Raw genomic sequence first — 13,581 nt, forward strand, 5'->3', positions numbered from 1 at the left:
CGGGGTGGCCTGCCCGGACAGGTGCGGACAGCGGTGGACAGTCCTCGCCCCGGATCTGGCCTGGCAAGTGGACAGCGCCCGGCCCGAGCCTGTGCGGCATGAACGTTGCACGCACGCAGACAGGGTCGGCGGCGGTCGGACCGGCCGGCCCGCAGATCGGGCCGGCGCCCAGCCGGTCCGGCCGTCCGGGGGCGGCCCTCGCGGCGCTCGCCGCGGCCCAGTTCACCGTCATGCTCGCCACCTCGATCGTGAACGTGGCGCTGCCGCAGGTCCGCGCCGGGGTCGGCCTCTCGGACGGCGCCGTCACCTGGGTGGTCAACGCCTACGGCCTGGCGTTCGGGGCGCTGCTGCTGGCCGGCGGACGGGCGGCCGACCTGCTCGGCCGCCGCCGGGTGCTGACCGGCGGGCTCGCGCTGTTCGCGGCGGCCTCGCTGGCCGCGGGACTGGCCACCGCCTCGGGCGTGCTGATCACCGCCCGGGCCGTCCAGGGCCTCGCCGCGGCGGCGATCGCCCCGGCCGCGCTCGCCCTGGCGATGGAGCAGCTCCCCTCCGGGCCCGGGCGGGGCAGGGTCCTGGCGGTGTGGGGCGCGGTTTCCGGCGCGGGCGGGGCGGGCGGCGTCCTGCTGGGCGGTGTGCTCACCCAGGCCTGGGGCTGGCCGTGGATCTTCCACGCGGTCGCGCTCGGGTCGGCGCTGGTGCTGGCGGCCGTGGCGGCCCTCGTGCCGGCGGCGGCCGGGCGGGCGGCCGGGCGGTTCGACCTGCTGGGCACCGCCACCGTCACCCTCGCCCTGACCTGCCTGGTCTGGGGCCTGACCACCGCACGCGGCGCCGGCTGGGGCGACGACCGGGTCGTCGCTGCCCTGGGCGCCGCCGCCCCCCTGCTCGCTGCCTTCGGCGTGATCGAGCTCCGCCGGCCGAACGCGCTGATCCCACCGCGGCTGCTCGCCACCGGCCGGGTGGCCACCGGCAACCTGCTGATGGCGCTGCTCGGGTCCGGATGGATCGCGCTGTTCTTCTTCCTCCCGCTCTACCAGCAACAGGTCCTCGGATCGGGGCCGCTGGCCACCGGAGCGGGCCAACTCCCGCTCGCCGGCGCCAACATGGTCGGCGCCGCCCTGGCGCCGCGCATCTCCCGGCGCATCGGCGCGACCACGACCGTGATCGCCGCCCTGCTCACCGAGGCCGCCGGCCTGCTCTGGCTGTCACGGATCAGCGCCGACGGCAGCTACCTCGCCGACGTCCTCGGCCCCAGCCTCCTGATCGGTCTGGGGCTCGGCATCGCGTTCGTCCAACTCACCGCGCTCGCCGTGGACGGCGTCCCGCCCCGGGACGCCGGGCTGGCCGGCGGGCTGGTCAACACCACCCGCCAGGTCGGCGGCGCGATCGGCCTCGCCGTCCTGACCACCCTCGCCGGATCCGTCACCACCCGCGCGGCCACCCACCAGCCGCGGCTGGAGGCCCTCACCGCCGGCTACCGCACCGCCTTCGCGGTCTCCGCCGCGGTCCTGGCCGCCACCGCGCTGCTCACCCCGTTCCTCACCCGTGGCACCGGCCGGACGACCGCGACCACGCACGCCGCTCCCCCTCCGGGTTCGCCCGGCCGCCGCAAGGCCCCGGCCAGACAGTCCGCCTGACCATCCACCATCCGACCAACCGTCACACATCCACCGAAGGGTTCCGCCATGACCACCCGCAAGCCGTACCTGACCGGCCACTACACCCCCCTCACCGAGGAGGTCACCGCCACCGACCTCACCGTCGAGGGCACCCTGCCCCCCGAGCTGACCGGCCGACTGCTGCGCAACAGCCACAACCCCAAGCCCGGCGTCACGCCCACCCACTGGTTCAAGGGCAGCGGCATGGTCCACGGCATCCGGCTGCGCGACGGCCGCGCCGAGTGGTACCGCAACCGCTGGGTGCACACCCCCGCCCTGGACGGCGCACCCTACATGACCGAGAACGGACCCGACCTCACCGCCAGCGTGGCCGGCACCCACGTCATCGAGCACGGCGGACGGCTGCTCGCCCTCTGCGAGGCCAACCTGCCCTTCGAGCTCACGCCGGAGCTGGACACCGTCGGCGCCTTCGACTTCAACGGCAGGCTGCGCACCGCGATGACCGCCCACCCCAAGGAGGACCCGGTGACGGGTGAGCTCCACTTCTTCGGGTCCTCGCCCGTCCCGCCGTTCCTGACGTACCACGTCGCCGACGCCAAGGGCGAGATCGTCCACAGCGTCGAGGTGCCGGGGGCGACCGCCTCGCTCAAGCACGACTTCGCGATCACCCGTCACCACGTGGTCTTCATCGAGGGCAACGTGACCTTCGACCCCACCGACCGGTCCGGCATCCCGTACGGCTGGAGCGACCAGCAGCCCGCCCGGATCGGCATCATGCCGCGCGGGAGCGACGGCGCCCGGCAGATCCGCTGGTTCTCCATCGAACCGGGCAACATGCTGCACGTCGCCAACGCCTACGAGGACGGCCGGGGTCGCATCGTCCTGGAGGGCCCCACCGTGGACCGGGAGGGGTTCCGGCTCTCCTGGAACTGGTGGATCGGCGCCCCGGGGCGCAGCAGCGAGCCGAACTCCCGTTCCTACACCCGCCGTTGGGTGATCGACCTGGCGGCCGGCAGCGTCGACGAGCAGATCGTCGACGACCTGCCGGTGGAGTTCCCGACCCTCAACGAGGCCTACCTGGGCACCGAGAACCGGTACCAGTACGCCGTTTCCTTCCCCGACGACCAGGGCTTCGGCGGCTACGGCGTCGTGAAGTACGACCGCATCACCGGCGCCCGCCGGATCCGCCAGATCGGCGACGCCCGGCTGCCCAGTGAGGCCGTCTTCGTCCCCGCCGCCGGCGCGACCGGAGAGGACGAGGGCTACCTGCTCACCGTCGTCTCCGACCTCAAGCAGGACGCCTCGCAGCTGCTGGTCCTCGACGCCGCCGGTCTCGACCGGGTCGCCACCGTCCACCTGCCCCACCGGGTGACCGCCGGCATCCACGGCTCCTGGATCCCCGACGGCGACCCGGACGCCGACCGGGGCTGACGTACGCGCACCCGACGCGCCACCGCCCGAAGCACCCGTTGAAAGGAGCCCACGAATGTCCCGACTGCCCCGAGCCGCGACCACGCTGATCGCCGCCGCAGCCCTGTCCGCCGCGCCCGTCACCTCCGCGTCCGCCGCGACGGACGCGCCGGACGCCGGTCGGCGCCCGCCGAGGATCGTCACCGCCTGGGCCTGCGCCTGGAACGGCACCGACCCCGAGGAGCTCGGCGCCCTGTTCACCGCCGACGGCGTCTACACCGACCTGGGTGTGGGTGTCGCCTTCCACGGCCGCCGGGAGATCTCCGGCTGGAAGGCCCGCGCGGACCGCGTCATCGACGACATCCACGTCACCGTGCGCGCCGCGAACCGCGACGGCGGTCGGATCACCGTCGAGACCGTCTACGCCGGCCACCTCAAGGGCGCGCGCACGGCCTTCGCCGTGCCGATGACCACCCTGCTCGACCTCGACGACCACGGCCTGATCGCCTCCGACCAGGACCACTACAGCCTCGCCGAGATCCTCACCCGGTCCGGCCTGCCCGCCGACTGGACCCCGCCCGCCCACTGACCGGCACCCGGCGACTCGCGCCCGGCGGCAGCAGGTTCTGCCGCCGGGCGCGAGCGTTGCGGGCTCAGCGGGTGGTGACCAGCCCGTCGAGGGCGATCCGCAGCAGGTGCCGGGCGCGCCGGTCCCAGTCCTCGTCCTGGTCGGCGCGCCAGAGGAAGCTCACCAGCAGCAGGACGTCCGCCGCGTCCACGTCGGCGCGCACCTGGCCGGCCTGCCGGCCGGCGTGCAGGAGGCGGTCGATCGCGTCGACCACCGGCTGGTAGTACGTGGCGGACAGGTCCCGTCGGGTGGCCGCGTGCAGGACACCGGCGAGGCCGTGTTTGACCCGCCCGAAGGCCGCCAACCGGTCGAACCAGAGCCGCAGCGCCTCCGCGGGCTCGTGCTCGGCGAGCAGGTCCTTCGCCGCGTCGACCAGTTCGCCCACGTCGTGCCGGTAGACCGCCAGCACGAGGGCTTCGCGGGTCGGGAAATGGCGGTAGAGCGTGCCCTGCCCGACGCCCGCCTGCTGCGCGATCGACTTCATGGTGACCTCGCCGGAGCGCGCGAGCGCGTCACGCGCGACCTCAAGGATGAGCGTGCGGTTCCGTTCGGCGTCGGTTCGCCGTGCCGCGTGGGGCTCCTGGGTCATTCCGGGCCTTCCCGATCGTCGTCCTCGACAGCAAAGCGGACACGTGTCCGGTAGCCTGTCCGGACCAGTACCGGACACGTGTCCGGTTCGAGTGTAGAGGAGGTTCGACGTGTCCGGAGTCGACGGGAAGGTCGTCGCCATCACCGGCGCCAGCAGCGGGATCGGCGAGGCCACCGCCCTGTTGCTCGCCGAGCGCGGAGCCAAGGTCGTCCTCGGCGCCCGGCGCACCGAGCGCCTGCGGGACCTCGCGGACCGCATCACGGCGAACGGCGGTCAGGCCGCCTGGACCGCCGTCGACGTCACCCGCCGCGCCGACCTCGCCACCCTGGTGGCGCTCGCACGCGAGCGGTTCGGCCGCCTGGACGTGCTCGTCGGCAACGCCGGCATCGGGCCGGTGTCCCCGCTCGACGACCTGCGCGTCGAGGACTGGGAGGCGATGGTCGACGTCAACCTCAAGGGTGTGCTGTACGGCATCGCCGCCGCCCTGCCGGTCTTCCGGGCGCAGGGCAGCGGCCACTTCGTCAACGTCGTCTCCACCGCGGGCCTGCGGATCGTGCCCAACCAGGCCGTCTACGCCGCGACCAAGAACGCCGTGCGCACGCTCTCCGAGGGCCTGCGGCAGGAGGCCGGAGCCGGTCTGCGGGTCACCGTCGTATCGCCCGGATTCGTCCGGACCGACTTCGTCGACTCCGTCCCGGACCAGCAGGTGCGCGCGGAACTCACCGCGGCCAAGGAGGAGTTCGCGATCCCGCCGGAGGCGGTGGGCGAGACGATCGCCTTCGCGATCGCCCAGCCGGCCGCGGTCGACGTCAACGACCTCGTCGTCCGGCCGACCGCGCAGGGCTGACGGCCGGCCACCGGGGCGCGCTTCGGCTCCGGCACTCGTGCGTCCCCCTTGACGCGAATTAATTGCCTCAAGGGGGATCAACGGCGGCTCACTGATGAGTGGCCCACCGAACGACGAAGCCGGGGCCGATGCGATCACGCATCGACCCCGGCTTCCGGTAGTAGCGGGGACAGGATTTGAACCTGCGACCTCTGGGTTATGAGCCCAGCGAGCTACCGAGCTGCTCCACCCCGCGTCGGTGAGACCACTCTATGCGACGCACCGGCCAAACACGAAATCGGTTTACCCGGCGGGTGCGGCCGCTCGGTTGGACGATCCACAACGATCTCCGACCAACCGGCCGCCCGGCGCCCAGGCGCCCCGCCGTTCGGCGTCGCGGGGACGGCGGGCGTCGCGCAGGTGGGGGCAGGCGTCGCGGGGCGGTGGGGATCGCGCCGGCGGGGGTCGCGCCGGCGGGGGTCGCGCCGGTGGGGGCGGTGCGCCTAGACTGAAATGACGTCAGAGAACGTGTCCGCCCCCTGTTCGGTTCGCCGAGCAGGGGGCGGCTGCGTTCGGTGCGCAGGCCGGAGAGCGTGGCCGTGCCGCCCCCGATGAACTGAGGAGATCCGAAGTGCCGCTTCGCACGTCCTGTCGTGAAGGGACCCCGAGCCGGGTCGAGCTGTGGACCGCCGACCGGGTGGCCGCCGTGTCCTTCTACGGACGGTTGTTCGGTTGGGAGTTCGAGGACCGGCCCGGCGGGTCGGTGGCGCTGGGGCAGGACGGGGTCGTCGCCGGAATCACGGTGGCGCCGGACGGGGCCTCCGCGTGGCGGACGTACCTCGCCGTCGACGACCTCGACGCCGCGGCCGCCCGGGTGGGGGCGGCGGGTGGCGCGCTGCTCGCACCGCCGCCGGGCGCCGCGAGCACGGTGACCGGGGCGGACGGGGCCGGGCGGGCGGCCCTCGCCACGGATGCCAGCGGCGTGACGGTCGGGCTGTGGCAGGCCGGGCCGGAGGCCGGCGCCACCGTCGTCAACGAGCCGGGCGCGTACACCTGGAGCGAGCTGATGACCGCCGACCGGGACGCCGCCCTGCGGTTCTACCAGGACGTCTTCGGCCTCACCACCAGGACCGTGGACCTGGCCGGCACCCCGTTCACCGGTCTGGTGGCCGGTGACGACATGATCGGCGGGATCATCCCGCCCCCACGCGAGGGGGTGGAGAGCCGCTGGATCGTCTACTTCGCCGTGACGGACGTCGCCGCCGTCACCGCCCGCGCCGCCGAGCTCGGCGCCACCGTCGTACACGGACCGGTCGACACCCCGGTGGGCCCGCTGGCCGCCCTGCGCGACCCGCAGGGCGCGGCGTTCAGCGTCTGGGCGGTCAACGGCGCCACGGGGTGAACGGGCGTCAGGGTGTCGGCCGGCCTCGCGGCCGGTGATCAGCGCCGGCCGGTCGTACGGGTGGGCGGGGTGAGGCGGACCCGGTGGGTCGCCGGGGCGGCTTCGAGGTCATCGAGTTGGGCGAGGACGGTGGCGCGCAGGTCGGCGTAGTCGTCGAAGTCGTGGTCGTGGAAGAGGGTGTGGCCCGTCCACATCAGGTTGGCGCAGACCCGGGCCGGGACGCGGCCGGTCTGGGCGCCCATGCCGACCAGGGCGACCGAGGTGATGCTGCCGGGAGCGCGCCGGTTCTGCTGGTGGACGGCCTGGAACGCGGCGGCGCAGGCGAGGGCGACGTTCAGCGTCTCGCTCACGTTCTGCGCCGAACTCGCCATGGTGGGCGCCGATATCAGGAACCGGGGCGTGCTCGCCCCGGAGGGGACGCAGACGGCCGCGCCCACCGGGAGCACGCCGCCGAACCCGTCGCGGATCGCGCGCTGGACGCGCAGCTGGATGCCGGCACCGAGGTGGCGCTTGATCACCGCGTCGACCCCGCCGTCCATCCGGCCACGGGAGTTGGTGGGGGTGACCCACGCGTCGACGTCCTCGTCGAGGATCGAGCCCTGGCGGATCTCGATGCCGGGGGTGTCGGCGAACGCCGCCCGCCACGCCTCCACCACGGTGGCGTTGAGGTCGGTCAGCACCACCCTGAGCGGCGGCCGCACCTGGTCCATGCTCATGCTTCGCTCCGTTCGAGCCGGGGTCTCTCAACTGGCCACGACGCTAGCGGACACCACTGACAACGCCTGGTCCGGGCGTTGTCGGACCCGGGCGGTAGGACTGTGCTGAACCACCGAGGGCCTGACGGCACCTCACCCGCCTGCGAGCAGTTCGGAGCCCTCCGCCATGACCAGTGCGCACACCCCCGCCCAGCCCGGTCCGAACGACCCGGCCAACCCGGCCAACCCGACCGACCTGAACAACCCGAGCGACCCGAACGACCCGCTGGCCCTCGCGGAGCTGTTCAAGGGCGGCGGCGAGCCGTGGCTCCCGCTGCTGAAGCCGGTCATCGAGGCGCAGCCCGACGCGGCCTCCTTCATCGGCCCGGGCCGGTCCCCGGAGGTCGTCCCGGTCCGGGAGCTGACCTTCCAGGCGCTCAAGCCGCACGCGCCGCACCGGTGGAAGGTGGTCGTCTTCGGCCAGAACCCCTACCCACGGCCGGAGAGCGCCACCGGCATAGCGATGTTCGACAACACCTTCCACGACTGGAAGGACAGCCAGTTCGGCCGGGTGGTCAGCATCCGCTGCATCATCAAGGCCGCGGCGATGTGGAAGTACGGGATCCCCAAGAAGACCCCGATCGCCGACATCCGCGCGCTGCTGCGGGAGAAGGACGCCGTCCAGCCGCCGGAGTGGTTCCAGGCGATGCTGACCCAGGGGGTGCTGCTGCTGAACGCGGCGCTCACCGCGAGCAGCGACGGCGCGCTGGGGCCGGACCGGCACACCGCGTTCTGGCGGCCGGTCGCCGAGCGGATCGTCGAGGAGATCCTGCGGGCCAAGCAGGAGGCGCCCGAGGAGGAGGACCGCGGTGTGGTCTTCGCCTGGTGGGGTGCGCACGCGCGCAGCCTGAAGAGCGTCGTGCTCCGGCTCCAGAAGAAGTACCCCGGGGTCGAGGTCCGGCACATCGACCACCCCAACCCGGCCGCGCAGGGCGACGTCTTCTGCGACGACGACCACTTCGGGACGGTGAACGCGGCGCTCGCCTCGCTGGGCGCCGAGGAGATCGACTGGCTGCCGAGCACGGGGTGGAACACGACGGCGGGGGCCGGCGCGGCGGGCGGGGCGGGCGGCGAGGTCGCCGAGCGGATGGGCGCGTTCATCGCCTCCACCATGGAGCTGCACCAGCTGTACCTGGAGCGGCTCGCCGGCGTGAAGGACGAGGGGCTCGCCCTGCCCGCGATCACCGGGGTGTTCGACACCCCGCTGATGGACTTCCGCACGGCCGTCGGCCCGGTCGCGGAGCTGCTGTCCGGGCTGGACCGGCACGTCGCGCGGTCGTACGAGTTCGGCGGCCGGCGGGCGGAGGCGACCACCGTTCCGGCGGCCGACGGCCGGTCCACCGGGGGACTGTCCACCGACGGCCTGTCGGCCGACGCCATCGCCGCCCTCTACCTCTACACCTGCGAGTCGGCGTTCTACCGGGAGATCAACGCCGTCCTGCGCTCCCCGGACCGCACCCGGCTCGTCCCCTACCTGCCGTACCTGCGGCTGCTGTTCGCGGCCGTCTCCCAGCTCCCCGCCCGCACCGGGCCGCTGTGGCGCGGGGTGCCGCTGGACCTGCGCGGGCAGTACCCACTCGGCAAGACGGTGACCTGGTGGGGCGTGTCCTCCTGCACCTCCGACCCCGGTGTGGCGAGGGCCTTCCTCGGCAGCCGCGGCAAGCGGACGCTCTTCGAGGTGCGCCCGCTCCGCGCCGCCGGCATCCGCCAGTTCTCCGCCTTCACCGGCGAGGAGGAGTTCATCCTCCTCCCCGGCACCCAGCTGGAGGTCACGGACGTCCGCGCCGAGCGCGGCGGCCTCTGCACGGTGACCCTGACCGAGCTGCCGGAGCCGCCCCTGGTCTCCTGACCATCCAGCACCGGCCGCCCGACCGGCCGCCCACCGTAGCCCGGGCCCCGGCCGGGGAGGCGCAGGCCCGGGCCGCCGGCTGAGGACGTGGCCGGGGTCACTCCAGCAGGCTTCCCATGTGGCCGTCCTCGGCCAGCATCGGCCAGAAGTGCTCCTCGGTGGCGAAGGCCTCCGGGTCGACGGCGCGCAGCGCGGATTCGGCTGCGGCGTCGAGGAGTTCGCGCGGGTCGAAGACGGACCAGGCGGCGCGGGCGTCCTCGCTGTGCCAGCGGTGGCGCTCGGCGCGCAGGCGCTCGTGCGTCCAGAGCACGAGGAGGAGGACGGAGACGTCGTGGTGGAGGTAGGCGGCGGGCTCGCCCTCCTCCTGCCAGCCGGGCAGTTCGAGGCGGCCGGTGGTGCCGTCGAGGGCGATGACGAGGTCGTACGTCCAGTCGGCGAGGGCCAGGTACGGGCGGTCTTCGGGCTCGGTGTCGTCCTCGACGTCGGCGTCGTCGTCCTCCGCGTCGTCCTCGGTCAGCGGGGACAGCGGGCTCTCCGGATCCACCTGGAGCATGCCCCGGCCGGACTGCGGCAGGCCGAGCTCGGTCAGCAGGCGGCGGGTCGGGGCATGGGTGAGCTCCGGCGGCAGTTCGGCGTCCGCGAAGCGGCGGACGGTGGCGTCGGTGAGCTCGGCCAGTTCCTCGACCAGGGCCGGCACGAGGGCGTACGTGAGGCCGTCCGGCTCGCCGGGCAGGGCGGCCCAGGCGAGGGAGCGGACCAGCATCGCCGTCTCCCAGTGCGCGGGGTGGTCCGCCGTGCGCTCGAACAGCTCCGGGTCGGCGGCGCGCATCCGCCCGCGGGATATCGCGGCGGCCTCGGCGACCGTCGCCGGTCCGCGCGGTCCGTCCTCCTCGTCGGGTTCCTCCTCATCGAGTTCCTCGTCGGATTCCTCGTCCGGCCCGAAGGCCTCGGCCGCGCCCGCCGTGACGGCCTCGACCTCGATCATCAGGGCCGTCAGGGTGTCCAGGCTGCTGGCGAGCAAGTCCCGCCGGAGGGTGCCGCCGTCGTCCACGAAGGCCAGGTACACCTCGCCGGTCGCGCCGTCGAGCAGCACGGTGGCGGGCTCGTCGGCCAGCTCGGGGTGGTACTGCGCCTCACCGAGCACGATCAGGCCCTCGGCGGCCGCGGCCTCGGCCGCCGACAGGTCGTCGTACCAGGAGGCCGCGGTGTGCAGCGGCTCGTGCGATGCCGTCAAGTCCAGGTAGGCGTAGGACCGGGGCAGCCCGCCGGCGGCGAGCCGCGCCCGGCTCGGGGCGTGGGTGAGCCCGGCCGGCAGTCGCCGGGCCTCCTCGCCGTGCACGCTGGTCTCCATGGCCGTTCGCCTCCTCCCCCGCCTTCCGGCGGACGACCCTCGCGATGATCTCCACATCGCCGCGCCCGAACCCTAGCCGACGCCACCGACACCGCTGACACACCGCTGGCACGCCGCCCGGCCGTCGCCCTCACGGCCCGTCAACTCCGCGGCACCCCAGTGGAAATGACATGCACGCCCCTAGCCAACCGGCCAGTAGCACCCCTACCGTCGACTCCCCGTGGCTTCGACGGAGGAGCTCGTCTTGCCCTCACACCCCCACCCCCACCCCCACCCCCACCCCCACCCCCACCCCCACCGCCTCCGACTCCGACTCCCGGCCGCCGCCGTCGCGTCGGCCCTGCTCGTCACCGCCGCCCTGACCACCACCCCCACCTCGGCCGCCCCCGCCACCCCCACCTCAGCCGCCCCCGCCGCCCCCGCCGTCACCGTGGCCGGCGACTACTGCGGCGGGCACTGCGCGGACATCCTGCCGCCCGGTGAGAACGGCAACGCCACCCTCGCCGAGATCCTGCTCAACCGGATGTTCGGCAGCCGCCCCGCCCACACCGACGACCAGCTCGGCCCCTACGCCGCGCTCGCCTCCGGCTACCCCGGCCTCACCGGGGCAACCCTGCGCAACTTCTTCAACGACGCCTCCTTCGGCGTCCCCGCCGACCAGGTGGCCAGCACCAGCAACCCGCGCAGCGACGTGACCATCGTCCGCGACAAGGCCACCGGCGTCCCGCACATCACCGGCACCACCCGGTACGGCACCGAGTTCGGCGCCGGGTACGCCGCCGCCCAGGACCGGCTCTGGGTGATGGACCTGTTCCGGCACGTCGGCCGCGGCCAGCTGTCCGGCTTCGCCGGCGGGGCCGCCGCCAACCGCCAGCTGGAGCAGTCCTTCTGGCAGGCCGCCCCGTACACCGAGGCGGAGCTCCAGCAGCAGATCGACGCGATCGCCGCCCGTGGCGGCCGGGCCACCCAGGCGCTCGCCGACGCCACCGCCTACCTGGACGGAATCAACCAGTACGTCAAGGAGTCCTACAACGGCCGCTACTTCCCCGGCGAGTACGACCTCACCGGGCACGTCGACCCGATCACCAACGCCGGGTCGATCGAGCCGTTCAAGCTGACCGACCTGGTCGCCCTCGCCTCCGTGGTCGGCGCGCTGTTCGGCTCCGGCGGCGGCGGTGAGCTCAACTCCGCCCAGGTCAGGTCGGCCGCCGAGGCCCGGTACGGCAAGGAGGCGGGCGACGCGGTCTGGAAGTCGCTGCGCGAGGCCGACGACCCCGAGGCCGTCCAGACCCTGCACGACGGGCAGCGCTTCCCGTACGCCCCGGTGCCGGACACCCCGCAGGGCGCGGCCCTGCCCGACCCGGGCTCGGTGGTGCCCGAGCGGATGGTCTACGACGCCACCGGCTCGGCCGGGGTGAAGGCCACGACGGCGGCCACCGCGACGGCCACGGCGCAGGCCGCCCCCGGCGTGCTGCCCGGCAACCTGCTCAGCGCCAAGCACGGCATGTCCAACGCCCTGCTGGTCTCCGGCGCGCACACCGACGACGGCCACCCGGTCGCCGTGTTCGGCCCGCAGACCGGCTACTTCGCCCCGCAGCTGCTGATGCTGGAGGAGATCCAGGGCCCCGGCATCAGCGCGCGCGGCGCGGCCTTCGCCGGCCTGAGCTTCTACGTGCAGCTCGGCCGCGGCCAGGACTACGCCTGGAGCGCCACCTCCGCCGGCCAGGACATCACCGACACCTACGCCGTGCCGCTCTGCACCACCGACGGCTCCCCGGTCACCACCGCCGCCGACTCCTACCTCTGGCACGGCCAGTGCCTGCCCTTCGACCGGCTGGAACGCAGGAACGCCTGGAGCCCGACCACCGCCGACTCCACCCCGGCCGGCTCCTACACGCTGGTGATGTACCGCTCCCGGTACGGCCTGGTCACCGCCCGCGGCACGGTCGGCGGCGCGCCGGTCGCGTTCACCTCGCTGCGCTCCACCTACCGGCACGAGGCCGACTCGATCATCGGCTTCCAGGAGCTCAACGACCCCGGCGCGGTGCACGACGCGGCGAGCTTCCAGCGGGCCGCGCAGGACATCAACTACACCTTCAACTGGTTCTACGCGGACTCCCGCGATATCGCCTACTACAACTCCGGCAGCAACCCGGTACGCGCCCCCGGCGTCGACGCCGGACTCCCGCTGAAGGCCGAACCCGCGTACGAGTGGGCCGACTTCGACCCGGCCAGCAACACCGCCCGGTACACCCCGCCGGCCGAGCACCCGCAGTCCGTCAACCAGGACTACTACGTCTCCTGGAACAACAAGCAGGCCGACGCCTACACCGCCGCCGGGTTCGGCAACGGCTCGGTGCACCGCGGCAACCTGCTGGACGACCGGGTCAAGGCGCTGCTGGCCAACGGCGGGCGGGCAAGCCGGGTATCGCTCACCCAGGCCATGGAGGGCGCCGCCCTGGCCGACCTGCGGGCCGAGGACGTGCTGCCGGACCTGATCCGGGTGCTGCGCGGCGGGCCCGTCACCGACCCGGCCACCGCCACCGCCCTGCAACAGCTGGAGGCCTGGCTGGCCGACGGCGGCCTGCGGAAGGAGACCTCGGCGGGCAGCCACACGTACGCGGACGCCGCCGCCATCCGGGTGATGGACGCCTGGTGGCCGCTGCTGGCCGAGGGCGTGATGCGGCCCGGGCTGGGCGACCAGCTGTTCACCGCGCTGGCCGGCGCACTGCAGGTCAACGAGTCCCCCTCCGGCGGGCAGAGCGGCCCCGGCGGCGGGCCGGTGAGCGCCAACGAGGCCATCCCGCACAAGGGTTCGGCCTTCCAGTACGGCTGGTGGAGCTACCTGGACAAGGACCTGCGAGCCGTCCTCGGCGACCAGGTGGCCGGGCCACTGGCCCGCCCGTACTGCGGCGGCGGGGACCTCGCGGCCTGCCGGGCCGTCCTGCTCGACACCCTGAAGCGGGCGGCCGCCCAGACCGCCGCCCAGGTCTACCCCGGCGACGCGGACTGCGCGGCGGGCGACCAGTGGTGCGCCGACACGATCATCCAGCGCCCGCTGGGCGGGGTGACGGACGCCAAGACCACCTGGCAGAACCGGCCGACCTACCAGCAGGTGGTGCAGTTCCCGGCCCACCGCTGACCGATCCACCGCT

The 13,581-nt window shown here is 73.9% G+C and carries 10 protein-coding genes and 1 tRNA gene; 7 read left to right on the forward strand and 4 right to left on the reverse strand.

Going from position 1 to position 13,581, the window contains the following annotated elements:
* Nucleotides 1-98: 98 nt before the first annotated feature.
* The 3 genes from ABTY15_RS08020 to ABTY15_RS08030 are packed head-to-tail and all read left to right on the forward strand — an operon-like array spanning nt 99 to nt 3,615.
* Nucleotides 99-1,634 carry an MFS transporter gene (locus ABTY15_RS08020; RefSeq protein ID WP_350577931.1) on the forward strand — a complete coding sequence of 512 codons (1,536 nt, stop codon included), beginning with the start codon at nt 99-101 and terminating at the stop codon, nt 1,632-1,634.
* A 48-nt stretch (nt 1,635-1,682) separates the two neighbouring features.
* A complete protein-coding gene (locus tag ABTY15_RS08025) occupies nt 1,683-3,047 on the forward strand; it encodes a carotenoid oxygenase family protein (protein WP_350577933.1) in 1,365 nt (454 codons plus the stop codon).
* Between the two features lie 55 nt (nt 3,048-3,102).
* Nucleotides 3,103-3,615: a nuclear transport factor 2 family protein gene (locus ABTY15_RS08030; RefSeq protein WP_350577936.1), complete on the forward strand. Its 513-nt coding sequence runs from the start codon at nt 3,103-3,105 to the stop codon at nt 3,613-3,615.
* 64 nt (nt 3,616-3,679) lie between these two features.
* Here the strand turns inward: ABTY15_RS08030 and ABTY15_RS08035 are convergent, their stop codons facing one another.
* Nucleotides 3,680-4,243, reverse strand: coding sequence for a TetR/AcrR family transcriptional regulator (locus ABTY15_RS08035; RefSeq protein ID WP_350577939.1), 564 nt, complete (start codon nt 4,241-4,243; stop codon nt 3,680-3,682).
* Nucleotides 4,244-4,352: 109 nt separating this feature from the next.
* Between ABTY15_RS08035 and ABTY15_RS08040 the strand changes: the two genes are divergently transcribed.
* Nucleotides 4,353-5,090 (forward strand): SDR family oxidoreductase, encoded by a 738-nt coding sequence (locus ABTY15_RS08040; RefSeq protein WP_350577941.1) that lies wholly within the window; start codon nt 4,353-4,355, stop codon nt 5,088-5,090.
* Between the two features lie 161 nt (nt 5,091-5,251).
* Here ABTY15_RS08040 and ABTY15_RS08045 read toward each other — a convergent pair.
* Nucleotides 5,252-5,325 (reverse strand) — tRNA-Met (locus tag ABTY15_RS08045).
* A 375-nt stretch (nt 5,326-5,700) separates the two neighbouring features.
* Between ABTY15_RS08045 and ABTY15_RS08050 the strand changes: the two genes are divergently transcribed.
* A complete protein-coding gene (locus ABTY15_RS08050) occupies nt 5,701-6,471 on the forward strand; it encodes a VOC family protein (protein ID WP_350577944.1) in 771 nt (256 codons plus the stop codon).
* Between the two features lie 38 nt (nt 6,472-6,509).
* Here the strand turns inward: ABTY15_RS08050 and ABTY15_RS08055 are convergent, their stop codons facing one another.
* Entirely contained in the window at nt 6,510-7,187 is a 678-nt protein-coding gene (locus ABTY15_RS08055; protein WP_350577947.1) for a macro domain-containing protein, read from the reverse strand.
* A gap of 166 nt (nt 7,188-7,353) precedes the next feature.
* Between ABTY15_RS08055 and ABTY15_RS08060 the strand changes: the two genes are divergently transcribed.
* Complete coding sequence (locus tag ABTY15_RS08060; protein WP_350577950.1) at nt 7,354-9,075, forward strand: ADP-ribosyltransferase domain-containing protein; 1,722 nt, start codon at nt 7,354-7,356, stop codon at nt 9,073-9,075.
* 97 nt (nt 9,076-9,172) lie between these two features.
* Here the strand turns inward: ABTY15_RS08060 and ABTY15_RS08065 are convergent, their stop codons facing one another.
* A complete protein-coding gene (locus tag ABTY15_RS08065; protein ID WP_350577953.1) occupies nt 9,173-10,426 on the reverse strand; it encodes an SUKH-4 family immunity protein in 1,254 nt (417 codons plus the stop codon).
* Nucleotides 10,427-10,670: 244 nt separating this feature from the next.
* Here ABTY15_RS08065 and ABTY15_RS08070 point away from each other — a divergent pair, with 244 nt between their 5' ends.
* Nucleotides 10,671-13,568, forward strand: a complete 2,898-nt coding sequence (locus ABTY15_RS08070; RefSeq protein WP_502893447.1) for a penicillin acylase family protein — start codon at nt 10,671-10,673, stop codon at nt 13,566-13,568.
* The last annotated feature ends 13 nt before the right edge of the window (nt 13,569-13,581 follow it).

The sequence above is a fragment of the Kitasatospora sp. NPDC097643 genome, assembly GCF_040302625.1.
Classification (GTDB): domain Bacteria; phylum Actinomycetota; class Actinomycetes; order Streptomycetales; family Streptomycetaceae; genus Kitasatospora.

Excerpts from the sequence above, each read along its gene's own strand:
- ABTY15_RS08025 (WP_350577933.1), top strand. The coding sequence starts at position 1,683 with ATGACCACCCGCAAGCCGTACCTGACCGGCCACTACACCCCCCTCACC.
- ABTY15_RS08035 (WP_350577939.1), bottom strand. The coding sequence starts at position 4,243 with ATGACCCAGGAGCCCCACGCGGCACGGCGAACCGACGCCGAACGGAAC.
- ABTY15_RS08065 (WP_350577953.1), bottom strand. The coding sequence starts at position 10,426 with ATGGAGACCAGCGTGCACGGCGAGGAGGCCCGGCGACTGCCGGCCGGG.
- ABTY15_RS08030 (WP_350577936.1), top strand. The coding sequence starts at position 3,103 with ATGTCCCGACTGCCCCGAGCCGCGACCACGCTGATCGCCGCCGCAGCC.
- ABTY15_RS08060 (WP_350577950.1), top strand. The coding sequence starts at position 7,354 with ATGACCAGTGCGCACACCCCCGCCCAGCCCGGTCCGAACGACCCGGCC.
- ABTY15_RS08055 (WP_350577947.1), bottom strand. The coding sequence starts at position 7,187 with ATGAGCATGGACCAGGTGCGGCCGCCGCTCAGGGTGGTGCTGACCGAC.
- ABTY15_RS08020 (WP_350577931.1), top strand. The coding sequence starts at position 99 with ATGAACGTTGCACGCACGCAGACAGGGTCGGCGGCGGTCGGACCGGCC.